General features: G+C 65.4%; 25 protein-coding genes and 1 pseudogene. 16 read left to right on the plus strand and 10 right to left on the minus strand.

Features of this window, described 5'->3' with window-relative positions; genetic code table 11:
* Positions 1-392, minus strand: a pseudogene (locus tag OC446_RS06930) (alpha/beta hydrolase); the annotation flags it as partial.
* 100 nt (positions 393-492) lie between these two features.
* Here OC446_RS06930 and OC446_RS06935 point away from each other — a divergent pair.
* The 6 genes from OC446_RS06935 (at position 493) to pheT (ending at position 6,978) form a co-directional block, all read left to right on the plus strand.
* Positions 493-1,707 (plus strand): glycosyltransferase family 4 protein, encoded by a 1,215-nt coding sequence (locus OC446_RS06935; protein WP_262028323.1) that lies wholly within the window; start codon positions 493-495, stop codon positions 1,705-1,707.
* Between the two features lie 136 nt (positions 1,708-1,843).
* Positions 1,844-2,365, plus strand: coding sequence for a translation initiation factor IF-3 (gene infC / locus OC446_RS06940; protein ID WP_262028324.1), 522 nt, complete (start codon positions 1,844-1,846; stop codon positions 2,363-2,365).
* Positions 2,366-2,565: 200 nt separating this feature from the next.
* Positions 2,566-2,766 (plus strand): 50S ribosomal protein L35, encoded by a 201-nt coding sequence (gene rpmI, locus OC446_RS06945; protein WP_009494553.1) that lies wholly within the window; start codon positions 2,566-2,568, stop codon positions 2,764-2,766.
* A 43-nt stretch (positions 2,767-2,809) separates the two neighbouring features.
* Positions 2,810-3,178, plus strand: a complete 369-nt coding sequence (gene rplT / locus OC446_RS06950) for a 50S ribosomal protein L20 (RefSeq protein WP_009494554.1) — start codon at positions 2,810-2,812, stop codon at positions 3,176-3,178.
* Between the two features lie 184 nt (positions 3,179-3,362).
* Entirely contained in the window at positions 3,363-4,445 is a 1,083-nt protein-coding gene (gene pheS, locus OC446_RS06955; protein WP_262028325.1) for a phenylalanine--tRNA ligase subunit alpha, read from the plus strand.
* Positions 4,446-4,566: 121 nt separating this feature from the next.
* A complete protein-coding gene (pheT, locus tag OC446_RS06960) occupies positions 4,567-6,978 on the plus strand; it encodes a phenylalanine--tRNA ligase subunit beta (protein ID WP_262028326.1) in 2,412 nt (803 codons plus the stop codon).
* A 121-nt stretch (positions 6,979-7,099) separates the two neighbouring features.
* On the opposite strand, the gene OC446_RS06965 is transcribed toward pheT, so the two are convergent.
* Entirely contained in the window at positions 7,100-7,393 is a 294-nt protein-coding gene (locus OC446_RS06965; protein WP_262028327.1) for a GIY-YIG nuclease family protein, read from the minus strand.
* Positions 7,394-7,397: 4 nt separating this feature from the next.
* Complete coding sequence (locus OC446_RS06970; RefSeq protein WP_262028328.1) at positions 7,398-8,222, minus strand: HesA/MoeB/ThiF family protein; 825 nt, start codon at positions 8,220-8,222, stop codon at positions 7,398-7,400.
* 152 nt (positions 8,223-8,374) lie between these two features.
* Between OC446_RS06970 and OC446_RS06975 the strand changes: the two genes are divergently transcribed.
* From OC446_RS06975 to OC446_RS07020, 10 genes are all read left to right on the plus strand, one after another.
* Positions 8,375-9,379, plus strand: a complete 1,005-nt coding sequence (locus tag OC446_RS06975) for a BMP family protein (RefSeq protein WP_262028329.1) — start codon at positions 8,375-8,377, stop codon at positions 9,377-9,379.
* 124 nt (positions 9,380-9,503) lie between these two features.
* Positions 9,504-11,027, plus strand: a complete 1,524-nt coding sequence (locus OC446_RS06980; protein WP_262028330.1) for an ABC transporter ATP-binding protein — start codon at positions 9,504-9,506, stop codon at positions 11,025-11,027.
* Positions 11,027-11,461, plus strand: coding sequence for a VOC family protein (locus OC446_RS06985; protein ID WP_262028331.1), 435 nt, complete (start codon positions 11,027-11,029; stop codon positions 11,459-11,461). Before OC446_RS06980 ends, OC446_RS06985 begins: the two co-directional genes overlap by 1 nt.
* A complete protein-coding gene (locus OC446_RS06990) occupies positions 11,458-12,561 on the plus strand; it encodes an ABC transporter permease (protein ID WP_262028332.1) in 1,104 nt (367 codons plus the stop codon). Before OC446_RS06985 ends, OC446_RS06990 begins: the two co-directional genes overlap by 4 nt.
* A gap of 3 nt (positions 12,562-12,564) precedes the next feature.
* Entirely contained in the window at positions 12,565-13,470 is a 906-nt protein-coding gene (locus OC446_RS06995) for an ABC transporter permease (RefSeq protein WP_262028333.1), read from the plus strand.
* Positions 13,471-13,472: 2 nt separating this feature from the next.
* Positions 13,473-13,877, plus strand: coding sequence for a cytidine deaminase (locus OC446_RS07000; protein ID WP_262028334.1), 405 nt, complete (start codon positions 13,473-13,475; stop codon positions 13,875-13,877).
* A gap of 59 nt (positions 13,878-13,936) precedes the next feature.
* Positions 13,937-14,758, plus strand: coding sequence for a purine-nucleoside phosphorylase (locus OC446_RS07005; RefSeq protein WP_262028335.1), 822 nt, complete (start codon positions 13,937-13,939; stop codon positions 14,756-14,758).
* On the plus strand, positions 14,751-15,512 hold the full coding sequence (gene deoC / locus OC446_RS07010) for a deoxyribose-phosphate aldolase (RefSeq protein ID WP_262028336.1): 762 nt from the start codon (positions 14,751-14,753) through the stop codon (positions 15,510-15,512). The genes OC446_RS07005 and deoC overlap by 8 nt, the downstream gene beginning before the upstream one ends.
* A gap of 1 nt (position 15,513) precedes the next feature.
* A complete protein-coding gene (gene deoA, locus OC446_RS07015) occupies positions 15,514-16,836 on the plus strand; it encodes a thymidine phosphorylase (protein WP_262028337.1) in 1,323 nt (440 codons plus the stop codon).
* Positions 16,833-17,774: a 2-hydroxyacid dehydrogenase gene (locus OC446_RS07020; protein ID WP_262028338.1), complete on the plus strand. Its 942-nt coding sequence runs from the start codon at positions 16,833-16,835 to the stop codon at positions 17,772-17,774. The genes deoA and OC446_RS07020 overlap by 4 nt, the downstream gene beginning before the upstream one ends.
* An 11-nt stretch (positions 17,775-17,785) precedes the next feature.
* Here OC446_RS07020 and OC446_RS07025 read toward each other — a convergent pair whose 3' ends face one another.
* The 7 genes from OC446_RS07025 to OC446_RS07055 all read right to left on the minus strand — a co-directional run.
* Entirely contained in the window at positions 17,786-18,550 is a 765-nt protein-coding gene (locus OC446_RS07025; RefSeq protein WP_262028339.1) for a sulfite exporter TauE/SafE family protein, read from the minus strand.
* On the minus strand, positions 18,547-19,398 hold the full coding sequence (locus tag OC446_RS07030; protein WP_262028340.1) for a C40 family peptidase: 852 nt from the start codon (positions 19,396-19,398) through the stop codon (positions 18,547-18,549). The genes OC446_RS07025 and OC446_RS07030 overlap by 4 nt, the downstream gene beginning before the upstream one ends.
* Before the next feature lie 63 nt (positions 19,399-19,461).
* The gene (locus OC446_RS07035) at positions 19,462-20,844 is read right to left on the minus strand and encodes a leucyl aminopeptidase family protein (RefSeq protein ID WP_262028341.1); all 1,383 of its coding nucleotides are present in this window, start codon (positions 20,842-20,844) and stop codon (positions 19,462-19,464) included.
* A gap of 60 nt (positions 20,845-20,904) precedes the next feature.
* Positions 20,905-21,807 carry a 2-dehydro-3-deoxygalactonokinase gene (locus OC446_RS07040; RefSeq protein WP_262028342.1) on the minus strand — a complete coding sequence of 301 codons (903 nt, stop codon included), beginning with the start codon at positions 21,805-21,807 and terminating at the stop codon, positions 20,905-20,907.
* A 17-nt stretch (positions 21,808-21,824) separates the two neighbouring features.
* Positions 21,825-22,454, minus strand: a complete 630-nt coding sequence (upp, locus tag OC446_RS07045) for a uracil phosphoribosyltransferase (RefSeq protein WP_262028343.1) — start codon at positions 22,452-22,454, stop codon at positions 21,825-21,827.
* Positions 22,455-22,490: 36 nt separating this feature from the next.
* Positions 22,491-23,744 carry a URC4/urg3 family protein gene (locus tag OC446_RS07050; protein ID WP_262028344.1) on the minus strand — a complete coding sequence of 418 codons (1,254 nt, stop codon included), beginning with the start codon at positions 23,742-23,744 and terminating at the stop codon, positions 22,491-22,493.
* Between the two features lie 142 nt (positions 23,745-23,886).
* The coding region (locus OC446_RS07055; RefSeq protein WP_262028345.1) for a GTP cyclohydrolase II at positions 23,887-24,971 on the minus strand (1,085 nt) is incomplete at its 5' end.

Below are 24,971 nucleotides of genomic sequence, written 5' to 3' on the forward strand. Positions count from 1 at the left end.
GCGGGGGCGATGAGGACCATCCCCGCCGGTGCGATCTCGGGTCGCGTCTCCATGAGTCGGCGGGCCGCCAGCAGGCTGATCCAGCCCCCCATGGACGAGCCGACCAGGATGGGGCGCTCTCTCACGAACCGCTCGATGACGGACAGCGCATCCTCGAGCCAGCGGGAGATGGTGCCGTTCTCGAAGGCTCCCCCTGATTCGCCGTGACCGCTATAGTCGAACCGCAGGAAGGCGCGGCCGTTCTCCTTCGCCCAGTCGTCGAGGGCGGTCGCCTTGGTGGCGCGCATGTCGGATTTGAACCCGCCGAGCCAGACGACGGGCGGCCCTTTGCCGTCCCGGAATAAAACCGCGATGGAGCGGGCATCCTGGCCTACCGTGACGCTTTGCGGCATGGTTAACTCATCCTCAACTGCTTTGAAGCAACCGTTTCTAGACGATTCTTTTGAGAAGGCTCTTACATCCGTGAGTTTTTCAACGCGACCCGGCGGAGGGATGGCATTTCCGTCCTCTCATGTGCATCCGCTGGAGGGTCGGACCATCCTGCAGATCGTGCCCGAGCTCGAAGCCGGAGGGGCGGAGCGCACCACGGTCGATATCGCCGAGGGGCTTGTCCATGCCGGCGCCCGTGCCCTCGTGGCCACGGAGGGCGGGCGGCTGGTCGGCGAGCTCCAGACCAAAGGCGGCGTGTGGATCCCGTTCCCAGCGGCGACGAAGAACCCGTTTTCCATGCTCGTCAACGTGCGAAAGCTCGCCCGGATCTGCCATCAGGAGCGGGTTTCCCTCGTGCATGCGCGCTCCCGGGCCCCCGCCTGGGTAGGGCTGGGGGCCGCCCGCTCCCTGAACATTCCCTTCGTCACCACCTATCACGGCAGCTATTCCGGCCGCTCATCGGTCAAGGTCCTGTACAATTCCGTGATGGCGCGGGGCGACGCGGTCATCGCCAATTCGCACTATACCGGCGAGCTGATCCGCTCGGTCTATCCCCAGGCCGCAGACCGCATCCGGGTCATCCACCGGGGCACCGACTTCTCCGTCTTCTCGCCCCATGCGGTGGCGCCGGAGCGTATCGAGGCCCTGCGGAAGGCCTGGGAGGTCGCTCCGCACGAGCGCGTGGTCCTGCTGGCGGCCCGACTCACCGGCTGGAAGGGCCAGAAGGTGCTGATCGAAGCGGCGGCCAAGCTGCGTGACGCCGGGATCAACGATGTGGCCTACATCCTGGCGGGGGATCCGCAGGGGAGGGAAGCCTATGAGAAGGAACTCGACAGCCTGATTGCGGCCCGCAAGCTGAAGGGAATCGTGCGCCGGGTCGGCCATTGCACCGACATGCCGGCCGCCTTCCTGGCGGCCTCGGTTGTCACCGTGCCCTCAACGGAGCCGGAAGCCTTCGGCCGCTCGGCCGTGGAGGCCCAGGCCATGGGAACGCCCGTGGTCGTGTCCGATCTCGGGGCCGTTCCGGAGACGGTCCTGGCCCCGCCCGCTGTCCCGCCGCACGAGCGGACCGGCTGGCGGGTTCCGGCCGGAGACGTCGATGCGCTGGCCGAAGCGGTCGGGTCGGCCTTGGGCCTGGGGGCCAGCGCGAGGATCGCCCTCGGGGCGAGGGCCCGGTCCCATGTGGAGCGCCATTTCTCGCTCGAACGCATGGTTTCCAGCACCCTCGATGTGTATTCAGCCCTCCTGACAGGCCGTTTTACTCATAGAACGAGTTGACTTCCCGCAGATTTGCGCGAAATGTCGATTCATTCGTGGCAAGGCTGAGCGTACCAGCAGGGATTTCTCCGAAATCCCCGGTCGGCAGCCTAGCCCTCAACAGGAGATACGAGCCATTCGCAGACCAATGAGAGCCATGCCGGTGCCGCAGAAGGACGGACCGCGCGCCAACCGAGACATTCGCGGTGTTCGCGAAGTACAGCTGATCGACGATGCAGGGCAGAACCGGGGCGTTGTGCCCTTCTTCGATGCCCTCAAGGTTGCCGAAGAGGCAGGCCTTGATCTCGTGGAGATCTCGCCGAACGCCACTCCTCCCGTCTGCAAGATCCTCGATTACGGCAAATTCCGCTTTCTCGAGCAGAAGAAGGCCGCCGAGGCCCGTAAGAAGCAGAAGACGGTCGAGGTCAAGGAAATCAAGCTGCGTCCCGGCATCGACGACCACGATTACGAGGTCAAGATGAAGGCCATGAAGAGCTTCTTCGAGGAAGGCAACAAGGTGAAGATCACCCTGCGCTTCCGTGGCCGCGAAATGGCGCACCAAGGCCTCGGCCTGAAGGTTCTGGACCGGGTCAAGGCCGATGTGGGCGATCTCGCCAAGGTCGAGATGGAGCCGAACTTCGAGGGCCGTCAGGTCGTCATGGTTCTGGCACCGCGCTAAGGGCGCTCTTTCTCCAGCGAAATTCATGGCCGTCGGGGTTCCGGCGGCCATTGCTTTTTGGGCGTTCCTCTGTCATAAGCCGCCCTTCATTGAACCGCCCGGCTGTTAGGGCTGCCGTGGCGGTTCGTTTTGCTCAATGCAGCAATGAAAAGGCCAAGGTGCGGCTTGCCGCTCCGGACGCCTGTCCAAAGGAGAGCCAAATGCCCAAGCTGAAGACGAAGTCTGGCGCGAAAAAGCGCTTCAAGATCACTGGCACCGGCAAGGTCGTTTACGCCCAGGCCGGCAAGCGCCACGGGATGATCAAGCGGACCAAGAAGCAGATCCGCAACCTGCGCGGCACCACGACCCTGTTCGAGGGCGACGCGTACAACGTGAAGAAGTACTTCCTGCCGAACGGCTAAGGCGGTTCTTTTCCCACATCCTGGATTTTGAAGGAGTTTTTAAATGGCCCGCGTCAAACGGGGCGTTACCGCCCACGCCAAGCACAAGAAGGTTTTCAAGGCAGCCAAGGGTTTCTACGGCCGCCGCAAGAACACGATCCGCATCGCCAAGCAGGCGGTCGAGAAGAGCATGCAATATGCCACTCGTGACCGTCGCAACAAGAAGCGCACCTTCCGCGCTCTCTGGATCCAGCGTCTCAACGCTGCCGTCCGTACGCATGGCTTGACCTATTCCCGATTTATCGACGGTCTCGGCAAGGCTGGGATCGAGGTGGATCGCAAGGTCCTGTCCGAAATGGCCATCCATGAGCCGGCGGCTTTCGCCGCTTACGTGGACGCCGCCAAGGCCGCCCTGCCGCAGCAGGCCGCTTAAAGCGTCGGATAGACCAGATTTCGGTGCGGCTGGCCCGTTCAGCCGCACCGCCTTACTCCCCCTTCTCCGAGACCATTCGCGCTGACGGCCTTTTTGCGCTGTCGGTTGCCATTTCGCGGCTCGGAAGACTTGACGGTTCCCGCGCCGCGCCTCACTCAAAGCGCTTGCATCTGGCAAGGGACCGATGACCGATCTCAATCAACTCGAACGTGACCTGCTCACCCAGGTCGATGCCGCCGGCGACGAAGCGGCTCTCGAAACCGTGCGCGTCTCCGCGCTCGGCAAGAAGGGCTCCGTCTCCGAACTCCTGAAGACCCTCGGCTCCATGACGCCCGAGGAGCGCAAGGAACGCGGACCGCTCATCAACGGGCTGCGCGACAAGGTTCAGGCCGCCATCGCGGCCAGGAAGGACACGCTCGCCGAGGCCGCGCTCGAAGCCCGCCTGTCGGCCGAGCGCATCGACGTGACGCTTCCCGTGCCCGAGGCCCCCGAAGCCCGCGGCCGCCTCCACCCCATCAGCCAGGTGATCGAGGAACTGACGGCGATCTTCGCCGACATGGGCTTCTCCGTGGCCGAGGGGCCGGATATCGAGACGGATTATCTCAACTTCACGGCTCTCAACTTCCCGGAAGGCCACCCGGCCCGCGAAATGCACGACACCTTCTTCCTGGCCCCCGACGAGAAGGGCGAGCGCAAGGTGCTGCGCACGCATACCTCGCCGGTGCAGATCCGCACGATGACGTCCAAGGCGCCGCCGATCCGGGTGATCATCCCCGGCCGGACCTACCGCCACGACTCGGACCAGACCCACACGCCCATGTTCCACCAGGTGGAGGGCCTCGTCATCGACAAGCAGGCCAACATCGCGCACATGAAGTGGGTCCTGGAGGAGTTCTGCAAGGCCTTCTTCGAGGTCGAGCAGGTGAAGATGCGCTTCCGGCCGTCCTTCTTCCCGTTCACGGAACCGTCCGCCGAGGTCGATATCCAGTGCTCGCGCAAGGGCGGCGAGATCCGCTTCGGCGAGGGAACGGATTGGCTCGAAATCCTGGGCTGCGGCATGGTCCACCCGAACGTGCTGCGCAATTGCGGCCTCGATCCCGACGAGTACCAGGGCTTCGCCTGGGGCATGGGCATCGACCGTATCGCCATGCTGAAATACGGCATGCCGGACCTGCGTCCCTTCTTCGAGGCCGATGTGCGCTGGCTGAACCATTACGGCTTCCGCCCGCTCGACATCCCGAGCCTAGTGAGCGGCCTCACCTCGTAAGCGTCATCCCGGCCGAAGCAAAGCGAAGAGCCGGGGTCGCGAAACCAGTGAAGCTCCCCATTCGGAACACGATCCCGGATCTGGCTTTGCCAGTCTGGGATGACACTCAAGGAACAGTGTCTTGAAATTCACCCTCTCCTGGCTGAAGGATCATCTTGAGACCTCGGCCCCCCTCGACGAGATCGTCGAGACCCTCACCCGCATCGGCCTGGAGGTCGAAGGGGTCGAGGACAAGGCGAAGACGCTGGCGCCCTACAAGGTGGCCTATGTGATCTCCGCCGTGCAGCACCCCAACGCCGATCGCCTGCGCGTGTGCATGGTCGATACGGGCGAGGGCGATCCGATCCAGGTCGTCTGCGGCGCCCCGAACGCCCGCACCGGCATGAAGAGCGTGTTCGCGCCGCCCGGCACCTACATTCCGGGCAAGAACATCACGCTGGGCGTCGGCACCATCCGGGGCGTCGAGAGCGCCGGCATGCTGTGCTCGGCGGCGGAACTCGAGATCTCCGACGATCACGACGGCATCATCGACCTGCCCGGTGATGCGCCGGTGGGTGTTCCCTACGCGGCCTATGAGGGCCTCGATGATCCGGTGATCGAGATCAACCTCACGCCGAACCGTCCCGATTGCACGTCGATCCATGGCATCGCCCGCGACCTCGCGGCCGCCGGCCTCGGCACGCTCAAGAACGATGCCATCGCGCCTGTCCAGGGCCAGGGCGCCTGTCCGGTCTCGGTGACGATCGAGGACGAGAAGCTCTGCCCGGTCTTCGCCCTGCGCCTCGTGCGCGGCGTGAAGAACGGCCCGTCACCGGAATGGATGCAGCGTCGTCTGCTCTCCATCGGCCTTCGTCCGATCAACGCCCTGGTGGACATCACCAACTACATGACCTTCGACAGGGGCCGCCCGCTCCACGTCTTCGACGCCAAGAAGGTGAGGGGGAACCTCACCGTCCGTCGGGCCGAGGAGGGCGAGGAGGTTCTGGCGCTCGACACGCGCACCTACAAGCTCGATCCAGGCGTCGTCGTGATCGCTGACGAGAACGGCGTCGAATCCATCGGCGGCATCATGGGCGGCGAGCATTCGGGCTGCGACGAGGCCACAACCGACGTGCTGATCGAGTCGGCCCTCTGGGATCCGCTCAACATCGCGCAGACCGGCCGCAAGCTCGGCATCATCACCGATGCGCGCTACCGCTTCGAGCGCGGCGTCGATCCCGCCTTCACCATGCCGGGTCTCGACCTCGCCACCAAGCTGGTCATGGACCTGTGCGGCGGTGAGCCGTCCGAGGCTCTCGTGGCCGGCCAGGTGCCGGACAACCGGCTCACGGTCGAATTCCCGTGGTCGGAAGTGCCGCGTCTGTCTGGCCTCGACGTGCAACCTTCAGAATCGGAAACGATTCTGAAGAAGCTCGGCTTCGGCATCCAGGGCTCGGGCGAGCGCGTCAGCGTCACGGCGCCGTCCTGGCGGCCCGACATCGACGGCAAGGCAGATCTCGTCGAGGAGGTCATCCGCATCGCGGGCGTCGACCGCATCGCGCCGCAGCCGCTGCCGCGCCTCGAAGCCGCCGTTGCGAAGCCCATCCTGACCCTGATCCAGAAGCGCACACGCCTTGCCCGTCGCTCGCTGGCCGTGCGCGGGCTGGTCGAGGCAGTCACCTGGTCGTTCATCGCCAAGAGCGAGGCGGAGCTGTTCGGCGGCGGCGATGCGCGGCTTGCGCTCGCCAACCCGATCGCGGCGGAACTCTCCGACATGCGCCCGAGCCTGCTGCCGGGCCTGCTTAAGGCCGCGCAGCGCAATGCGGATCGCGGCTACGGCGACGTGGCGCTGTTCGAGGTCGGCCAGACCTTCGCGTCCGACGAGCCGGAAGGCCAGTCCATCAAGGCGGCTGCGGTACGTCGGGGCACCGCGCGGGCCGAGGGCGTCGGCCGTCACTGGGATGGCCGCGCCGAGGCCGTCGATGCCTTCGACGCCAAGGCGGACGTGCTCGCGCTGCTGGCCACTCTCGGAATACCCTCGGGCGGTCTCCAGATTGTCCCCGGCGGCCCGGCCTGGTTCCATCCTGGCCGCTCGGGCACGCTGCAGTTCGGGCCCAAGAACGTGGTCGGGGCTTTCGGTGAGGTTCATCCGAAGGTGCTGAAGGCGCTCGACCTGAAGGGGCCGCTGGTGGCCTTCGAGCTCAACCTCAACGCGCTGCCGCCGCCCAAGGCGAAGCCGACCAAGATGAAGCCGAAGCTCAACCTTCCAGACTTCCAGCCGCTCACCCGCGACTTCGCCTTCGTGGTCGGCCGCGACGTGGCCGCCGGCGACATCGTGAAGGCCGCGCAGGGCGCCGAGCGCCAGCTGATCGTGGGCGTCGATGTGTTCGACATCTACGAGGGCACCGGCATCGACCCGGACAAGAAGTCCGTAGCGATCGCCGTCACCCTGCAGCCGACGGAAAAGACCCTCACCGACGTGGAGATCGAGTCCGTCTCGGCCAAGATCGTCGGAGAAGTCGCCAAGAAGACCGGCGCGGTTTTGCGGAGCTGATCCCAAAATGGTCATCCCGGGGCCGCGTAGCGGAACCCGGGATCGCTTTCAGAACAGGGCGCTTTACTCGTCTTGCGATCCCGGATCGTGGCGTTGCCGCGTCCGGGATGACAACTTGGGTTTACGGAACGAACTCTTCCGCCAAATCCCGCCATTCCGGGGTGTCGCGCTCGATCAACCCGACTTTCCATGCGCGGCGCCACTTCTTGGGCTGCTTTTCGCGGGCAATGGCTGTCACCGGGTTCTCGAAGAGCTCGAAGTAGACCAACCGATCTACGTTGTACCGCGCCGTAAACCCTGGCATGGCGTGGGTCTTGTGTTCGAAGACGCGCCTATTCAGGTCGCTCGTGACCCCGACATAGAGCGGTCCGTCCTTCCTGGTCGCCAGAATATAAACGTAGAATACCTCAGCCATCCGATTACTCCCCGAACGATCCCGGATCTTCGCTGCGCTCCGTCCGGGATGACGGTTTGTTGAGCCCATTCAACGGGTTCCCCTCATCCCACTGATAGCGGACCGTATCGAACCGCATCGCGCGGGCATCGACCATCAGCAGGCGCCCCACCAGATTCTCGCCGAAACCGACGATCTCCCGGATCACCTCCAGGGCCATCAGGCTCCCCATGACCCCGGCCAGGGCGCCGAGAACCCCTGCCTCCGCGCAGGTCGGGACCGCGCCGGCCGGCGGCGGGGAGGGGAAGAGGCAGCGATAGGTGGGGTTCGGCCTGCCGTCCGGGCCGTTTTCATGAGCCCGGATCGTCGTGAGCGAGCCGTCGAACTGGCCCAGGGCCGCCGTCACCAGGGGCTTCTTCTCGAAAAAGCAGGCATCCGACACCGCATAGCGGGTGTCGAAATTGTCCGATCCGTCGGCCACGATGTCGTAGCGGCCGATCAGGCCTCGGGCATTGTCGGGGGTGAGCCGGGTGAGGTGGGGCTCGACCGTCACATGCGGGTTGAGACGCCCGACGGCGGCCGCAGCGCTCTCCGCTTTGGGCCGGCCGAGATCTGCCATGGAATGGATCACCTGCCGCTGCAGGTTGGACAGGCTCACCGCGTCGTCGTCGACGATGCCGATGGCGCCGATGCCGGCTGCGGCGAGGTACTGGATCAGCGGGGCACCCAGGCCGCCGGCCCCGATGACGAGCACGCGCGCGGCCTTGAGTTTCAGCTGTCCCGGGCCGCCGACATCGCGCAGAACGAGGTGGCGGGCATAACGGTCGATTTCGTCGGATGTGAGCGGCATATCGTGACCTTACGGGATTGGGTTTAGCTATCAACCATTCCTTGAAGGAAATAACATGCCGTCTTGACAGGGGCCTTGGCGTTGTGACCCTTGCCATGCCATCGTCATGGGGCAACCGGCACCAAGCCGGCGTCTAACAGGGAACAAAGCCGATGACAGTAACCAAGTTTGGCCTCGCGCTCGCGGGCCTTGCCTTCTCCGCTTCGGCTGCCTTCGCGCAGCAGGCGGCCTTCAAGCCCGCGGTCGTCTACGATCTCGGCGGAAAATTCGACAAATCCTTCAACGAGGGTGTTCACACGGGCGCCGAGAAGTTCAAGAAGGACACTGGCACCGATTACCGCGATTTCGAGCCGCAGAACGACGCTCAGCGTGAGCAGGCCCTGCGCCGCTTCGCCCGTGACGGGTTCTCGCCCATCGTGGCCGTCGGCTTTTCCCAGGAAACGGCGCTGAAGAAGGTGGCCGAGGAGTTCCCGAAGACCCAGTTCGCCATCATCGACGCCGTCGTCGAGAAGCCGAACGTGGAATCCATCGTGTTCAAGGAGCATGAGGGCTCGTTCCTGGTCGGCCTCCTGGCGGCCCAGGCCTCCAAGACCGGCAAGGTCGGCTTCGTGGGCGGCATGGACATCCCGCTCATCCGCAAGTTCGCCTGCGGCTACGTCCAGGGCGTGAAATACGCCAAGAAGGACGCCGAGGTGTTCCAGAACATGACCGGCACCACGGGTGCTGCCTGGAACGATCCGGTGAAGGGCGGCGAGCTCGCCAAGAGCCAGATCGATCGCGGCGCCGACGTGATCTACCATGCGGCCGGCGGCACGGGCGTGGGCGTGATGCGCGCCGCCGCCGACGCGGGCAAGCTCGGCATCGGCGTCGACTCGAACCAGAACGGCCTGCATCCCGGCAAGATCCTGACCTCCATGGTCAAGCGCGTGGACGTAGCGACCTACAACGTTTTCGACCAGGCCAAGAAGGGTTCCTTCAAGGGCGGTCTCCAGGTTCTCGGTCTCAAGGAAGACGGCGTGGCCTGGTCGCTCGATGACAACAACAAGTCGCTGATCACCCCCGAGATGAAGGCCGCTGCCGACAAGGCTGCCGAAGGCATCAAGTCCGGCTCCATCAAGGTGCACGACTACATGTCGGACTCCAAGTGCCCGATGTAAGCTGATGCATGTTTTGGCCGCAGGACCGCAAAGGCCTGCGGCCAAATCTTTTTTCGACCGTATTTTGTTTTTCCGATAAGATCCGGCTCTCGTTTCATCATTGCCGGCAGATCATTCGAGGCCGATGTCCCCAGCCATTGAACTCATCGCCATCAACAAGAGCTTCGGCGCTGTTCATGCCAACAAGGACGTGAATCTGCGCGTGGAACGCGGCACGATCCACGGCATCGTCGGCGAGAACGGGGCGGGCAAGTCGACCCTGATGTCGATCCTGTACGGCTTCTACGAGGCGGATTCCGGCGAGATCCGCGTCAACGGCAAGCCGATTTCCATCCGGTCCCCCAACGATGCCATCAATGCCGGCATCGGCATGGTTCACCAGCACTTCATGCTGGTCGAGCCCCTGAGCGTGGTCGACAACGTGATGCTCGGCGCCGAGGGCGGCGCCATGCTGCGCGTGGGCGAAGCCAAGGTGCGGGCCGAACTCGCGCGGCTCGCCAGGGATTACGGGCTGGAGATCGACGTGGACGCCACCGTGGGCGACCTCTCCGTCGGCCTGCAGCAGCGCGTCGAGATCCTGAAGGCCCTCTATCGCGGCGCCGATATCCTCATCCTCGACGAGCCGACCGCCGTGCTCACGCCACCCGAGGCGGATGCCCTGTTCGGGCTGCTTCGCTCGCTCAAGGAGCAGGGCAAGACTGTCATTCTCATCACGCACAAGCTGCGCGAGATCATGGCGATCACGGACCGCGTCTCGGTCATGCGGCGCGGCGAGATGGTCGCGAGCGTCGAGACCGCCGATACCTCGCCGCCGGAACTGGCGGAGCTGATGGTGGGACGTCGCGTGCTCCTGCGCGTCGAGAAAGCCGAGAAAATTCCCGGTGCGCCGCTGCTCGAAATCGGCGATCTGACCGTCGTCGATTCTCGCGGCGTGGTGCGCGTGGCGAACGCATCCTTCACGGTTCGCGCGGGCGAGATCGTCGGCATCGCGGGCGTCGCCGGCAACGGCCAGAGCGAGCTCCTGGAGGCCATCGCCGGCATGCGCCAGCCGGCGCTCGGCACGATCCGGCTCGAGGGACGGGACATCCCGTCCTCGGAGCACAACCCGCACCGCATGCGCCAGCTCGGCCTGCTGCACGTGCCGGAGGATCGGCTGCGCATGGGGCTTGTTCCCGCCTTCCCGGCCTTCGAGAGCGCCATCCTCGGCTTCAGCGATGAACCGCGGCTCGGCCGCGGGCCGCTTCTCGACCATGACCGCCTGATCGCGGATCTCGAGAAAAAGATGGAGCAGTACGACGTGCGCCCGCCCGCGCCGCGGCTGAAATCGTCCAAGTTCTCTGGCGGCAACCAGCAGAAGATCGTGCTGGCGCGCGAGATCGAGCGCAACCCGAAGGTGCTCCTCGTCGGCCAGCCGACGCGCGGCGTCGATATCGGGGCCATCGAGTTCATTCACCGCCGCCTGATCGCCTTGCGCGACGCGGGCGTCGCGATCCTGCTCGTCTCGGTGGAGCTCGACGAGATCATGAATCTGTCGGACCGCATTCTCACCATGTGCGGCGGCAGGATCACGGGCGAACGGAAAGCCTCCGAGACCAACGAGCAGGACCTGGGCCTGCTCATGGCCGGCGTGACGGACGAGGCCGCCTGATGCAACCACGACTGACTCTCGTCACCCTTGGCGTCGCGGATCTCCCGAAGTCCCGCGCCTTCTACGAAGCCTGGGGCTGGAAGGCGTCTTCTGCAAGCCAACCCAGCGTCGCCTTCTTCCAGGCGAACGGCCTGGCGCTCGGTCTGTTCGGCCGCGCCGATCTCGCTGCGGATGCGGGCGTCGAGGACAGGCCCACCGGCTTTGCCGCCATCACGCTTGCCTACAATGCCCGTTCCAAGGAAGAGGCCGACGAGGTCTATACGCTTGCCGTGAAGGCCGGTGCGCGTCCCATAAAGCCGCTGCACGATGTTTTCTGGGGCGGTTATTCGGGCTATTTCGCCGATCCCGACGGGCACCTATGGGAAGTGGCCTGGAACCCGTTCTTTCCTCTCGATGAGCAGGGTCATATGTTCCTGCCGGATTCTCAGACGTGAGTGCTCCTCTCGACCTGCCCAAATGGGCCGACACGGTTCTCGTGCCCGCCATCTCCGTGGTGGCGGCTTTTCTCGTCGCCGGTCTCGTCGTGCTCGGCATCGGCGAAAACCCGCTCTCGGCGACGCGCTATCTTATCCAGGGTAGCCTCGGCACCGGGGAGGGGCTCGGCTTCACCTTGTTCTACATGACTGATTTCATCTTCGTCGGGCTGGCTGTCGCGGTGGCTTACCACGCCGGGCTGTTCAACATTGGCGGTGAGGGGCAGGCGACGCTCGCGGGTCTCGGCATCGCGCTCGTGCTCAACAATCTCACCTTCCTGCCGGGCTTCCTGCTGATCCCGCTTGGAATCCTGGGTGCGGCCGCCTTCGGGGCCGCCTGGGCGGCCATTCCCGGCTATCTCCAGGCGAAACGCGGCAGCCATATCGTCATCACGACGATCATGTTCAACTGGCTTGCCAGCGTGCTCATCGTCTATCTGCTCGTGAACGTCCTGCGCGAGCCGCAATCCATGAATCCGGAGACGCGCGCTTTTCCTGAAGCCGCGAACATTCCCTTCATGCACGACGTCTTCGCCGCCTTCGGCATTGAGATCCCGGCCTCGCAGCTCAACCTAACCCTGGTGCTGGCCCTCGCAGCATCCTACTTCGTGTGGCTTCTCATCTACCGCTCGCGCCTGGGCTATGCGATCCGCGTCGTCGGCTCCAACCCCACGGCGGCGGTCTATGCGGGCATCTCGCCGGCGCGGATCATCATCATCGCGATGGTCATCTCCGGCGCGCTGGCGGGCGGTCTCGCGGTCAACGAACTCATGGGCTACCAGCATCGCCTGCTGCTCGAATTCACCTCCGGCTACGGCTTCGTCGGCATCGCGGTGGCGCTCATGGGACGCGCACACCCCGTCGGCATCATCCTGGCCTCGCTGCTGTTCGGCATTCTCTACCAGGGCGGCGCCGAACTCGCCTTCGAGCAGCCGGCCATCACCCGCGACATGGTGGTTGTGATCGGCGGCATCATCATCCTGTTCGCCGGCGCCCTCGACGGGCTGTTCCGGCGTGCGGTGGCACACCTGTTCACGCGCCAAAAACTGGCGAGGGCCTGAGCCATGGAACTCAGCAATCTCGTGGCGATCTTCGACTCGGCCTTGCGCCTATCGATCCCGCTTCTCGCTGCCTGCCTGGCGGGGCTCTGGTCGGAGCGCTCGGGCGTGGTGGATATCGGCCTCGAAGGCAAGATGCTGGTGGCGGCCTTTGCGGCCGCGGCGGCGGCTTACGCCTTCGGATCGGCTTGGCTCGGTCTCGTCGCCGGTATCGGCGCATCGGTGGTCTTCGGCCTCATCCACGGCTTTGCATCCATCAGCCAGCGCGGCAACCAGATCGTGTCCGGCGTCGCCATCAACATGCTGGCCGCCGGGCTCACTGCCATCGTGGGGAACGCTTGGTACAACCAGGGCGGACGCACGCCACCGCTGGAGGGTGCGCAGCGCTTCGAGGATGTGATCTTCGGCCATTCGGTGCTGGTCTATGTGGTGCTGCTCGCCGTGCCGCTCACCTGGTTCGTGCTGGGGCGCACCCGCTTCGGCCTGCGCCTGCGCGCCGTCGGCGAGAACCCGGCCGCCGTCGATACGGCGGGCATTTCGGTCACAGGCCTGCGGTACACCGCCGTCGTCATCGGGGGCGTTCTCTGCGGCATCGGCGGAACCTATCTCTCGGTCGGCCAATCGGCGGGCTTCCTCAACAACATGACGGCCGGCAAGGGCTTCATCGCACTTGCCGCGCTCATCTTCGCCAAGTGGCGGGCCTGGCCGGCCCTCGGCGCCTGCATCCTCTTCGGCCTGCTCGATGCCATCGCCATCCGCCTGCAGGGCATTTCCCTGCCGGGGGTCGGCGAGGTGCCGGTCCAGGCCATCCAGGCGCTGCCCTATCTCATGACCGTCATTCTGCTCGCAGGCGTCATCGGCAAGGCCATTCCGCCGCGCGCCGCCGGCGTGCCCTATGTGAAGGAGCGCTGATCATGGCTTCGTTGGACACCCTGTTCGAGGCCGCCAAGGCGATCCAGGCCAAGGCCTATGCGCCTTACTCGCGCTTCAAGGTCGGCGCGGCCATCGCCACGCCCGACGGCAGGATCTTTACCGGCTGCAACGTGGAGAACGCAGCCTATCCGGTCGGTTCCTGCGCCGAAGCAGGCGCCATCTCGGCCATGATCGCGGCTGGCGAAAGCCGCATCGCGGCCATCGTCGTGATGGGCGAGGGCGAGCATCTCGTCACCCCCTGCGGCGGCTGCCGCCAGCGCATCCGCGAATTCGCCGCGCCCGAGACGCCCATTCACGTTGCGGGGCCCGAGGGAATCCGCAGACGCTTCACGCTCGACGAGCTGTTGCCCTTCTCCTTCGGACCGGACAATTTGACCGATCGCTAGGATCGGTCCTGGATCGATTGCGACAATGAAAGGAAGGCCTGCATTCCGGGCCTGAAACGATGACGATGCAGCAGATGATTCAAGAGGCGGCCGCGTTCGTGCGCTCCCGCGGCTTCGACGGCCATTTCGATGCGGCCTTCGTGCTCGGCACGGGGCTCGGCACCCTCGTCGACGAAGTCAGCGATGCGGTGAGCCTGCCTTATGCCGAGATTCCGCATTTCCCGAAGAGCGGCGTCTCCGGCCATGCGGGCAAGCTCGTTGCCGGCACGCTCGAAGGCAAGCGGGTGCTGCTGTTCCAGGGCCGCGCGCATTATTACGAGACCGGAGATGCGGGTGCGATGCGCCTCCCTGTCGCTTTCGTGAAGGAGCTCGGCATTCCGGTCCTCGTCGCCACCAACGCGGCCGGCTCCGTGCGTGCGGAGATCCGTCCCGGAAGTCTCGTGGCGATCAGCGACCATCTCAATCTCTCGGGCGCCAATCCGCTGCTGCGCGATCACACGGAGGGCCGCTTCGTCTCCCTCACCGACGCCTATCACCCGGATCTGCGCCAGGTGCTGCAGCGTGCCGCCAGGAAGAGCGGAATCGCGCTGCCCGAGGGCGTCTATGCCTGGCTGTCCGGCCCGAGCTTCGAGACGCCGGCCGAGATCCGGATGGTGCAGATCCTCGGCGGCGATCTCGTCGGCATGTCCACGGTGCCGGAGGTGATCCTCGCGCGCTATTATGGTCTGAAGGTCGCGGCCGTTTCCGTCGTCACGAACCTCGCGGCCGGGATCGAAGGCGCTTCGCCCTCGCATCAGGAAACCAAGGATACGGCGGCGGAAGCGTCGGAGAAGTTCAAGCGTCTCATCCGGTCCTTCGTTGCGGAGCTGTCCCATGTCTGATGCGCCCCTAGCAACCCGCGCCCTGCGCAGTCTCGATCTCACCGATCTCACGGACACTTGCACCGATCAGGCCATCGATGCGCTGTGCAAGAAGGCGCTCGATCCGCATGGGCCGGTGGCGGCCGTGTGCGTGTGGCCGCAATTCGTGAAGCGGGCGCAGGAGAATCTCCGCGGCTCGCTCGTGCGCATCGCCACGGTGGTGAATTTCCCCGCCGGCGGCGAGGATGTGAGCCGCGTCACGGATGACACGCAGGAGGCGCTCTCCGACGGCGCCAACGAGATCGATCTCGTGCTGCCCTACGAGGCCCTGCGCAGAGGCGACGTGACTGTGGCCGCCGAGATGGTGGAGGCCGTACGCGATCTGGTCGATCAGGGGCGGCTGTTCAAGGTGATCCTGGAAACGGGCGAACTGAAGGATCCGGCGCTGATCGAGGCGGCGAGCCGTCTCGCCATCGACGCGGGCGCGGATTTCATCAAGACCTCGACGGGCAAGACGCCGGTTTCCGCGACGCCCGAGGCGGCCGAGATCATGCTCAAGGCCATCAAGACTTCCGGTAAGCCCGTCGGCCTCAAGCCCTCCGGCGGCATCCGCACCGTGGCCGACGCGAAGATCTATCTCGATCTCGCCGACCGCATCATGGGGTCGGGCTGGGCAACGCCACAGACATTCCGCATCGGGGCGAGCAGCGTCTACGACGCGCTGATTGCCGCCATCGAAGGACGGGCCGGAACGACGGCCACCGGAACCTACTGACATGACGCTTCTTCCGCAGGAAATCATCCGCCACAAGCGCGATGGCGGCACCCTCGATCCCGCGCATATCGAGCACTTCATCGAGGGGCTCACGGCGGGCCGCGTCACCGAGGGCCAAGCGGCCTCCTTCGCCATGGCGATCTTCTTCCGGGGCCTCTCCGTGCCGGAGCGCGTGGCGCTCACGCGCGCGATGATGAATTCCGGCACGGTGCTTACCTGGGACCTGCCGGGTCCGGTGCTCGACAAGCACTCGACGGGCGGCGTCGGCGATACGGTCAGCCTCGCGCTCGGTCCCGCGGTCGCGGCCTGCGGCGGCTACGTGCCGATGATTTCCGGACGCGGGCTCGGCCACACGGGCGGCACCCTCGACAAGTTCGATTCCATTCCCGGCTACGTGACGCAGCCCGACATCGACACGTTCCGGCGCGTGACGCGGGAGGTCGGCTGCGCCATCATCGGCCAGACCGCCGATCTCGCGCCGGCCGACAAGCGCCTCTACGCCATCCGCGACGTGACCGCGACGGTGGAATCCATCGACCTCATCACCGCGTCCATTCTCTCGAAGAAGCTGGCCGCGGGGCTGCAAGGCCTGGTGATGGACGTGAAGTTCGGCTCCGGCGCGTTCATGGACAATGCGGGCGACGCGCGCAAGCTCGCCGAGAGCCTGGTGCTCGTCGCCAACGGAGCGGGACTGCCCACGAGCGCTCTTCTCACGGACATGAACCAGTCGCTCGCTTCCGCCGCCGGCAACGCGGTCGAGATGGCCTATGCGGTCGATTACCTGACGGGCCGCCGCCGCGAAAAGCGCTTCCACGAGGTGACGGTGGAGCTCTCCGCCGAGATGCTGCTGCTCGGCAAGCTCGCCGCGAGCATCGAGGAGGCGCGAGAAAAAATCGAGCATGCGATTGCTTCGGGCAAGGCGGCCGAGGTTTTTCAGCGCATGGTAGCGGCGTTGGGCGGACCGGCCGATTTCCTGGAGAACCACAAGGCGCATCTGCAGGCCGCCCCTGTCATCCGCGCGATCCATGCGGAGCGTTCCGGCATCGTGCAGAAGGTTGCCGCGCGTGCGGTCGGCGTTGCCGTCGTGGCGCTCGGCGGCGGCCGTACGCGACCGCAGGATCCGATCGATCATGCGGTCGGTCTGACGGATCTCGCGGCCATCGGCGAGACCGTCGATGCCTCGCGCCCGCTCGCCATCGTGCATGCGCGCAGCGAGGAAGCCGCCGAGGCGGCGGCTCGCGCCGTTCGCGCCGCCTACACCATCGGCGACGGCGAGGCCGCTCCCGGACCCGCCATCCTGGAACGGATCGGAGCAACCGCATGAGCCTTCTCGTTGCCGTCACCTGGGAGACGCAGCCCTGGGTCGAGCGTTTCACCCGCCATTTGCCCGACCGGGACATCGTCGTGCTGGGCGAGGATTTCGACAGGAGCGCTGTTCGCTACGTGGCGACCTGGGGGCCGAAGCCGGGAAGTCTCTCCAATCTGCCGAACCTCGAAGCGATCTTCTCGCTCGGCGCGGGTGTCGATCACCTGATGGGTTATCCCGATCTCCCTGATGTGCCCATCGTGCGTGTGGCGCAGGACGATCTCACGCATCGCATGAGCGAATACATGGTGCTGCACTGCCTCATGTATCTGCGCGAGCAGCGCCGCTTCGACGAGGACCAGAAGGCCAAGCGCTGGAATCCCGATCGCGCTCCTCCGATTGCCGGGGACGTGCGTGTCGGCATCATGGGTTTCGGTGTCCTCGGCCAGGATGCGGCGCGTAAGCTGAAGATGATGGGCTTCGACGTGGCCGGCTGGAGCCGCACGCCGAAAGCCGTCGAGGGCTTTGAGGTCTATGCTGGCGAAGAGGGCCTGACGTCCTTCCTCAACCGCACCGACATCCTCATCGTCCTCATGCCGCTCACACCCGACACGAAGGGTATCCTCAACCGCTCCCTGTTCGAAAAGCTCGCGCGCGACGGCAGGCTCGGCGGGCCGGTCCTGATCAATGCGGGACGCGGCAAGCTGCAGGTGGAATCCGACATTCTCGCCTGTCTCGACGACGGGACGTTGACGGCCGCAACCCTCGACGTGTTCGAGACGGAACCCCTGCCGGAGAACTCTCCGCTCTGGATGCATCCGCGCGTGACGATCACGCCGCACAATTCGGCGACGAGCGAACCGGAAGCGACGGCGCGCTACATCGCGCAGCAGATCCGCCGCCATGAGGCCGGGAAGGCGTTCGAGAACGTGGTGGACAAGAAACGCGGGTATTGAGGAGCGGGGTGTCAAAGCACCCCGTAGCCCTTCAGCCCATCCCACAACAGTTTGAGCGCCGTCGCGGCCAGCAGGGCGTAGCAGATACGATAAAGCTGCTTCTGATCGAGGCGCTCATGCAGCAGGAAGCCAGACCACACACCGAATGGAATGAAGGGCAGACAGAGCAGCATCAGACTCCAGAGTTCTGATGTCGGTTGGGCAAGCGCCAGCCATGGCAGGGCCTTCATGAGGTTGCCGGCGGCAAAGAAGCTGCTGGTCGTCCCGGCATAGACGGCTTTTGGAAGACCAAGGGGCAGAAGGTACATGGCCACGGGTGGGCCGCCGGAATGGGCCATCATCGAAGTAACGCCCGAGGTGGTTCCAGCCAGCACGGCTTTTACCTTGGAGCGGGGCCGTTGCACGACCTGACCGCCGCCGCGAAACCATAGAGCCGTGAAGGCAAGAGTGATCAGCGAAATAAGTATCGCGACCGCGTTCCGATCGGTCACTTTCAACAACATGAAGCCGAGAGCCGTGCCGCAGGCGAGGCTTGGAAGAAGCAGGAACAGGTCGATCCTCGACCAGGTCTTGGGCCGCCAGTAATAGAGTGCAGCTAGGTCCATCAGCACGAAAAGAGGCGCCAGCAACGCACCTGCTGTGATGGGATCCATCACGAGCGACAATATTGGAATGCCGATGATGGCCAAGCCACCGCCGAATGCTCCCTTCATAAAGGCGATGACGAAGACGCCGAAGGCAGCAATCAGAAAAACCGAAGGATCCGGAAAGATCATGAAAGCCGCTTGATCGAGCTGATCGGCCCGTAGCTCGTCCTGCGGATGCGTTCTTCCGCGACCGACAGCGGCTCGATCATCACGATCATGCTGTGGCCGGTGGCGTGGATGAAGTTCGTCTCGTCCATCATCAGGCCCACATGGCCTTTCCAGAACACGAGGTCGCCACGCCTGAGGCCGGTTAGATCCGGCTTCACCTCGACGGGAGTGCCGAGCTCGCGCTCCTGCATGTCGCTGTCGCGCGGGGCTTTGATGCCGGCGGCGGTCAGAACGGTCTGCGCCAGTCCCGAACAGTCGATGCCGAGGCTCGTCTTGCCGCCCCAGAGATAGGGCGTGTGCAGGAAACGCTCGGCGACGCCCACATAGTCAGTCTCGAAAGCGTCGAGACCGCTCAGGTGCGAGGCGAAGACCCAGCCGCCGGTGGCGAGGCGCGCGTAATTGCCTTCCGTTTCCGTGACAGCAACCTTGGAGTTCAGCGTCAGGTAATCCTGGAAGGGAAGCTTCAGGTTGGGGCCCGGATAGATGAAGGTGCGCACGGCGCTGACCTTGTGGGTCGGCTCCGATCCAGGCTCGCCGAGAACCGCACTCGGCAGATACCCCACATAGCCGTCGTGATGGAGCTGCACCCAGGCCCAGCCCTCGTGCTCGTCGTAGACCGTCACGCTCTCCCCGAAGATCGCCTGCGTGTCCACCGGCGCTTCGCGGGACGGGTGGCGGTGCAGGGGCGAGAAGGTTGCGATGACGCGCTTCACCTTACCGGCGGTGAAGCGCTCGGCCGCGACCTGCCCGCGCAGGCGCTCATCGGCGAGATCCTCACGGACAGGCGTGGTGCGGCGGTCGAAACTCATCGGGGCGGCTCCTGGACGGTCATGCCGTCGTTCTAATCTCTGGGGTGCTACAAAGCTACCGGCTTATGAACCGTAACGCTCCTTCAGGAGCGCGTACATGGCGCGCGCCGCCTGAACCTCGCCGCCCTCCGGCCTCGCCGGCTTGGTGGAGCTGTTCCAGGCGAAGATGTCGAAATGCACATGCGCCTTGGCGGCCGATACGAAACGGCGCAGGAACAGGGCAGCGGTGATCGAGCCGCCCATTGGCCCGCCGGTGTTGTTCATGTCGGCGAACTTGGAATCGAGCTGGCTCTGATAAGGAGCCCAGAGCGGCATGCGCCAAACGGGGTCGTTCACGCCCGAGCCGTGACGGGCGATATCGGCCGCGAGCGCATCATCGTCGGTGTAGAAGGGCGGCAGTTCGGGGCCGAGCGCCACGCGGGCCGCGCCCGTCAGCGTCGCGAAATCGACGAGAAGCTCTGGGCTTTCCTCGTCCGCCAGCGCGAGAGCGTCGGCCAGGATAAGCCGACCTTCCGCGTCCGTGTTGCCGATCTCGACGCTGATGCCCTTGCGGCTCGCAAGGATGTCGCCGGGCCGGAAAGCGTTGCTGGAGATGGAATTCTCGACGGCGGGGATCAGCACGCGCAGGCGCACGGGAAGCTTGGCGTCCATGATCATGGAGGCGAGCGCGAGTGTCGCGGCCGCGCCGCCCATGTCCTTGCGCATGAGCAGCATGGACGAGGCGGGCTTGATGTCGAGGCCGCCGGTATCGAAGGCGACGCCCTTGCCGACAAGCGTGACGCGCGGCGCGTCGGCCTTGCCCCAGGTGAAATCGATGAGACGCGGCGGGATGGACGATGCGCGCCCGACCGCGTGGATCATCGGAAAGTTCTGCTCGAGCAGAGCATCGCCAACGATGCTGGTGAAGGTGGCGCCGTGCTTCTCCGCGAGCTGGCGTGCCGCCGCCTCGATGCCGTCGGGACCGAGGTCGCTGGTCGGCGTGTTGACGAGATCGCGGCTTGTCACGACCGCGTTCGCGATATGCGAGATCTCCTCGGCATCGACGCCTTTCGGCGTCACGAGGCGAACGGATTTCTCGCGGCGCGTGCGGTAGCGGTTGAAGCTGTAGCTGCCGAGCAGCCAGGCGAGCGCGGCGAGCGTCGGGTCCGGCGCATCCGCCTCGAAGCGATAAACGCCGTCCGGTAGGACGGTCGGAAGCTTGCCGACGAGAAACGGATCGTTGTGCCGGGCATCGGGGCTGTTGAGGCCGAAGACCACGCCCATGACGGCGCCGTCGGCATCCGGCAGCAGGCAATGGCTTCCGGCCTTGCCTTCGAAGCCCTGGGCCTTCGCGAAGCTCTGCGCCAGCGACGGGAGCTGCCCTGCTACGTCCGGCCAGGTCTGCTCGGTCACGAGCCAGATCGGCTTCGAGGCATCGGTCGCGGAGGCGAGGAGGGGATGGGGCATCGGCTTTGACCTAGTGGTGAAAGAATCGGAGTTCAGTCTTCAGGCGAGATCGAATGGGGATCATCCGATCGCGTGCTCGCGCACGATGCGTGCGAGCCCTGCGATCAGGGCGTGCTGCATGTCCTTCGTCTTCGCCTCGATACCGTGGCGCCTGAGGGCGTGGATGTAGAGTTCCGCGCGCTCCGGCGCGGCCAGGATGGTGACGGAGGAGGGGCGGCCGAATTGCGACAGAGCGCCGTTGATCTCGTCACCCGTCAGCAGGCCGGAGAGGTAGGGCGCGAGCAGATTGCTGTTCATCCGGCCAGAGACCACGGAGGCGCGGGCGCTGAACAGGAGGTGCAGCAGGCCGACCCTGCCTTCGCCGCTGTTGCGCTGTGCGGCATCGAGGCCGAGGTCGAAGCCCCGCGGGTCTTCTGGCTCGGTGGCCGGGCGGCCGATCATGGAATGCTCGCGCAGGAGCGCGTACATCTCGCCAGTCATGTAGGTGGCGAAGCGCTCGATGCGTCCGTTGCGCATCTCGATCCATTTCGGATGGGTGCCGGCCGAGCAGATCAGGCCGTTCTCGATGCCCGCGCCGAGAACCAGCGTTTCCTCGCCGCGCATCACGTCGGCGGCACCGGGAGCAGGCTCGCAGAACAGGCCGGGGATGATGTAGCCCTTGCGGCCGTTCTCCAGATCCACCGGCGCGAGCGCCCGGGCGATTTCGGCCGGGCCCGCGGGGCAGGCGGCATACGGCGCCTCGACCCAGCCCTCGCGGCTTCCCACCATGCCGACGAGAAGAATCGGAGCGTCGGGTTCCGCCTTCAGCCAATGGCCGCACTGGCGCAGGAACACATCGCGATGCTGGCCCTTTTTCAGGGCCGACACGCCCTCGTCCGACGAGACCTGATCGAGAATGGTCTCGTTCTCGATCAGATAGCCACGAAAGCGGGTCGTTCCCCAATCGGCGACGATGAAGCGCAAGGCCGGTGATCCCTTGATTAACGCGTGCCGTACATCCGGTCGCCGGCATCGCCCAGCCCCGGCACGATATAGCCGTGGTCGTTGAGGCGCTCGTCGATGGAGGCGGTCCAGATATGCACGTCGGGATGCGCGCCGCGCAGCTTCTCGATGCCCTCTGGGGCGGCGAGCAGGCAGACGAAGCGCAGGTCCTTGGCGCCGCGCTCCTTCAGCCGGTCGATGGCCGCGACGGCCGAGTTCGCGGTGGCCAGCATCGGATCGAGCACCAGCACCATGCGGTCGGCGAGATCGGACGGCGCCTTGAAATAGTATTCGACGGCCTGGAGCGATTCCGGATCGCGGTAGAGGCCGATATGGGCGACACGGGCGGCGGGAACCAGAGTGAGCATGCCGTCGAGGAAGCCGACGCCGGCGCGCAGGATGGGGGCGAAAACGAGCTTCTTGCCGGCGATCTGCGCGCCTTCCATCTTGGTCATCGGAGTCTCGATCTCGATGCGCTCCATGGGCAGGTCGCGGGTGACCTCGTAGCAGAGCAGCATGCCGATCTCGTTCAGGAGCTGGCGGAAGCCCTTCGTCGAACGCTCCCTGTCCCGCATCAGGGTCAGCTTGTGCTGAACCAGCGGATGATCGACCACGGTGACGCCCTGCATGTTCTTTTCCTCTTTGATCGTCGTGTGCTAATTCATCTAAAAAACAGTCCCGTCGCTGATCACGGTGAGAGGGGGCGAGCCGTCGCCGCGCTTCTCCTTCGCGAGCCTGCGTCCCGTCGCCCAGGTGCCGCCTTCCAGCACCTTGGCGAGAGGGAAATCCTTCGCGGCGAATCCTAGCTTCGCGCGGATCGGTTCGGCAATGCGGTCGAGAAGGGCCACGGTCAAGGCCCGCCATTCCACCACGAGATCGGAATCGACCGCGTGGGGACGCGTTGCGTCCGCCGGATCCTTCAGGGCGATCACGCCCGTGTCGAGAAACAACCCGCCGTTGCGGTATTCGGGCAGGCCCGTGAGGCCGTCGATGTCCACGACGGTGAAGCCCGCCCATTCAAGCGGCTCGATCAGGGAATAGGAGAGCCACTGGGAGAGCTTATGGAAGGGGATCAGCCCCTTCGTGACGTCCGGCGCCTCGACCAGGGGATGGCGCCAGGTATCGCCGAGATCGACTCCGCCCAGCGTGATCCGGCCCGGCCAGATCGGCCCGAGATGGGTGAGCAACGCCTCCAGGATCGTGGTCGCCTTGATGCTGTCATCCTCGGCGCTGGCGGCGATGACGTCGACCAGACCGCCCGGGCGGGGATCATCGACCTGCCCGAAAATGTCGGGATTCGTCGCCACCACGCGGCCGAGACGGTTCAGCAGGGCAGCGCGGCCTTCGAGCCCGACGAGCGGGTTGCTGCCTGAGACCTGGAAACCTTCGGCCAGATCCTCGGCCGTGAGGGTCATGAGCACGTCGGCATCGACGCGGAACGGATCCTCGGGCTTGCTCGAAAAGGCGCCGCTCACGAACATGTCGAAGCTTGCGACCGCCAGGCCCTCCGACCGGGTATAGGTCTCGCCCGTGCGGCCTTCCTCGTAGCGCCACTGCGCACCCGCACCCGCATCGAGCAGGACGGACACGATGGCGAGATCGAAGGCGGCGCGGGCCATGTCGGCGGCGGTTTCCCAAGGGGCGCCGTGCATTACCGAATCCCAGCGGTCATGACCGCCAGCTGAGAAATGGCGCCAGCGGGCATGGAAGGGGATGTCGAGCGACGGATAGGCTGCGCGGATCGTCTTGACGACCTCGTCGGCGCAAGGCTCCAGTTGATCGAGATCGACCGTGAAATGCCGAAGGCGGCCTTCGAGCCCGGCCCGCAGGAGCTGGTGCGACCGTTCGCGGACGGCGGCGGCGGAGAGAAGGCTTCGCGCGGCTTGGGTTTCTGGAGACAGGTCAGGCTGGTCGGTCACACAGGGCTCCGGTGCTTTCGGGTCGCGAGCGATAGCATAATCTCAAGCCGGCGCGGCATCCCGGCCGCCGGCCGTTTGACGGGAAGGTTAAAAACGAACGGATGCCGACAGGCAAGCCGGCATCCGTTTCCATGGCAATTCGTCAAAACCGCTCCAGGTCGCGGCCCTTCACCTGCGTCAGCTCGGCCGCGTCGGGCGCGCCGTCCGGCGTGTAGTAGCCGGCGGCCTTCTTGGCCTCCAGCTCCACCTGCGCATCCGGCGGCACGAGCTCGGCCGGGATCGGCACCCGCTCCACCACCTCGATGCCAGATTCCGTGATGGCGTCATACTTCATGTTGGACATGGACATGAGCCGGTCGATGCGGCGGATGCCGAGCCAGTGCAGGACATCGGGCATGAGCTGCTGGAAGCGCGCATCCTGCACGCCGGCCACACATTCGGTGCGCTCGAAATAGGTGGCGGCCTGGTCGCCGCCCTCCTGCCGCTTGCGGGCATTGTAGACCAGGAACTTGGTCACCTCGCCGAGCGCACGGCCTTCCTTGCGGTTATAGGCGATCACGCCGACGCCGCCATCCTGCGCCTCCCGGACGCACTCCTCGATGCCATGAACGAGATAGGGCCGGCAGGTGCAGATGTCGGAGCCGAACACGTCGGAGCCGTTGCACTCGTCGTGGACGCGGCAGGCGATGCGGGTCTTGGTATCGCTCAGGCGCGAGACGTCGCCTACCACATAGACCGTGGTGTTGCCGATGGGCGGCAGGAACACGCTCATGTCGGGCCGCGTGACGAGTTCCGGGAACATGCCGCCGGTCTGCTCGAACAGGGTGCGGCGCAGCTCGCCCTCGGAACAGCCGAAGCGCTGGGCGATGCCCGGCAGGTACCAGACCGGATCGACCGCGATCTTTGTGACCGAGATGTCGCCGGATTCATGCAGGAAACCGCCATCGGCCTTGAGACGCTTCGCCCCCATGGCGGAGAGGATCTCGGGCATGTTGAGGCGTGCCTTGGTGACCGCGATGCTGGGCCGAATGTCGAGGCCGCCGGCGATCTCGTCCTTGTAGATCTCGCCGACCATATGCCCCCATGGGTCGAGGGAGACGATCCGGCCAGGCTCGAACCATTGCGGATGCGGACCGATCTCGGCGGTTGGGTGCGTGTTGTGGAGATCTGGCCGCGCCAGCGGGTTGAGGGCGCGGGCCGAGATCGCGAGAGCCCGGTACAGGGAAT

The organism is Microvirga sp. Mcv34 (assembly GCF_024519725.1).
GTDB lineage: Bacteria > Pseudomonadota > Alphaproteobacteria > Rhizobiales > Beijerinckiaceae > Microvirga.

What these genes read in the sequence shown, in the direction of transcription:
- OC446_RS06970 (WP_262028328.1), bottom strand. Translation starts at nt 8,222, where the DNA reads ATGCCGCTCACATCCGACGAAATCGACCGTTATGCCCGCCACCTCGTT.
- OC446_RS07005 (WP_262028335.1), top strand. Translation starts at nt 13,937, where the DNA reads ATGACGATGCAGCAGATGATTCAAGAGGCGGCCGCGTTCGTGCGCTCC.
- OC446_RS06985 (WP_262028331.1), top strand. Translation starts at nt 11,027, where the DNA reads ATGCAACCACGACTGACTCTCGTCACCCTTGGCGTCGCGGATCTCCCG.
- upp (WP_262028343.1), bottom strand. Translation starts at nt 22,454, where the DNA reads ATGCAGGGCGTCACCGTGGTCGATCATCCGCTGGTTCAGCACAAGCTG.
- OC446_RS06975 (WP_262028329.1), top strand. Translation starts at nt 8,375, where the DNA reads ATGACAGTAACCAAGTTTGGCCTCGCGCTCGCGGGCCTTGCCTTCTCC.
- OC446_RS06995 (WP_262028333.1), top strand. Translation starts at nt 12,565, where the DNA reads ATGGAACTCAGCAATCTCGTGGCGATCTTCGACTCGGCCTTGCGCCTA.
- OC446_RS07000 (WP_262028334.1), top strand. Translation starts at nt 13,473, where the DNA reads ATGGCTTCGTTGGACACCCTGTTCGAGGCCGCCAAGGCGATCCAGGCC.
- OC446_RS06980 (WP_262028330.1), top strand. Translation starts at nt 9,504, where the DNA reads ATGTCCCCAGCCATTGAACTCATCGCCATCAACAAGAGCTTCGGCGCT.
- pheS (WP_262028325.1), top strand. Translation starts at nt 3,363, where the DNA reads ATGACCGATCTCAATCAACTCGAACGTGACCTGCTCACCCAGGTCGAT.
- infC (WP_262028324.1), top strand. Translation starts at nt 1,844, where the DNA reads ATGCCGGTGCCGCAGAAGGACGGACCGCGCGCCAACCGAGACATTCGC.
- rpmI (WP_009494553.1), top strand. Translation starts at nt 2,566, where the DNA reads ATGCCCAAGCTGAAGACGAAGTCTGGCGCGAAAAAGCGCTTCAAGATC.
- deoA (WP_262028337.1), top strand. Translation starts at nt 15,514, where the DNA reads ATGACGCTTCTTCCGCAGGAAATCATCCGCCACAAGCGCGATGGCGGC.
- rplT (WP_009494554.1), top strand. Translation starts at nt 2,810, where the DNA reads ATGGCCCGCGTCAAACGGGGCGTTACCGCCCACGCCAAGCACAAGAAG.
- OC446_RS06935 (WP_262028323.1), top strand. Translation starts at nt 493, where the DNA reads ATGGCATTTCCGTCCTCTCATGTGCATCCGCTGGAGGGTCGGACCATC.
- OC446_RS07035 (WP_262028341.1), bottom strand. Translation starts at nt 20,844, where the DNA reads ATGCCCCATCCCCTCCTCGCCTCCGCGACCGATGCCTCGAAGCCGATC.
- deoC (WP_262028336.1), top strand. Translation starts at nt 14,751, where the DNA reads ATGTCTGATGCGCCCCTAGCAACCCGCGCCCTGCGCAGTCTCGATCTC.
- OC446_RS07030 (WP_262028340.1), bottom strand. Translation starts at nt 19,398, where the DNA reads ATGAGTTTCGACCGCCGCACCACGCCTGTCCGTGAGGATCTCGCCGAT.
- OC446_RS07025 (WP_262028339.1), bottom strand. Translation starts at nt 18,550, where the DNA reads ATGATCTTTCCGGATCCTTCGGTTTTTCTGATTGCTGCCTTCGGCGTC.
- OC446_RS07020 (WP_262028338.1), top strand. Translation starts at nt 16,833, where the DNA reads ATGAGCCTTCTCGTTGCCGTCACCTGGGAGACGCAGCCCTGGGTCGAG.
- OC446_RS06965 (WP_262028327.1), bottom strand. Translation starts at nt 7,393, where the DNA reads ATGGCTGAGGTATTCTACGTTTATATTCTGGCGACCAGGAAGGACGGA.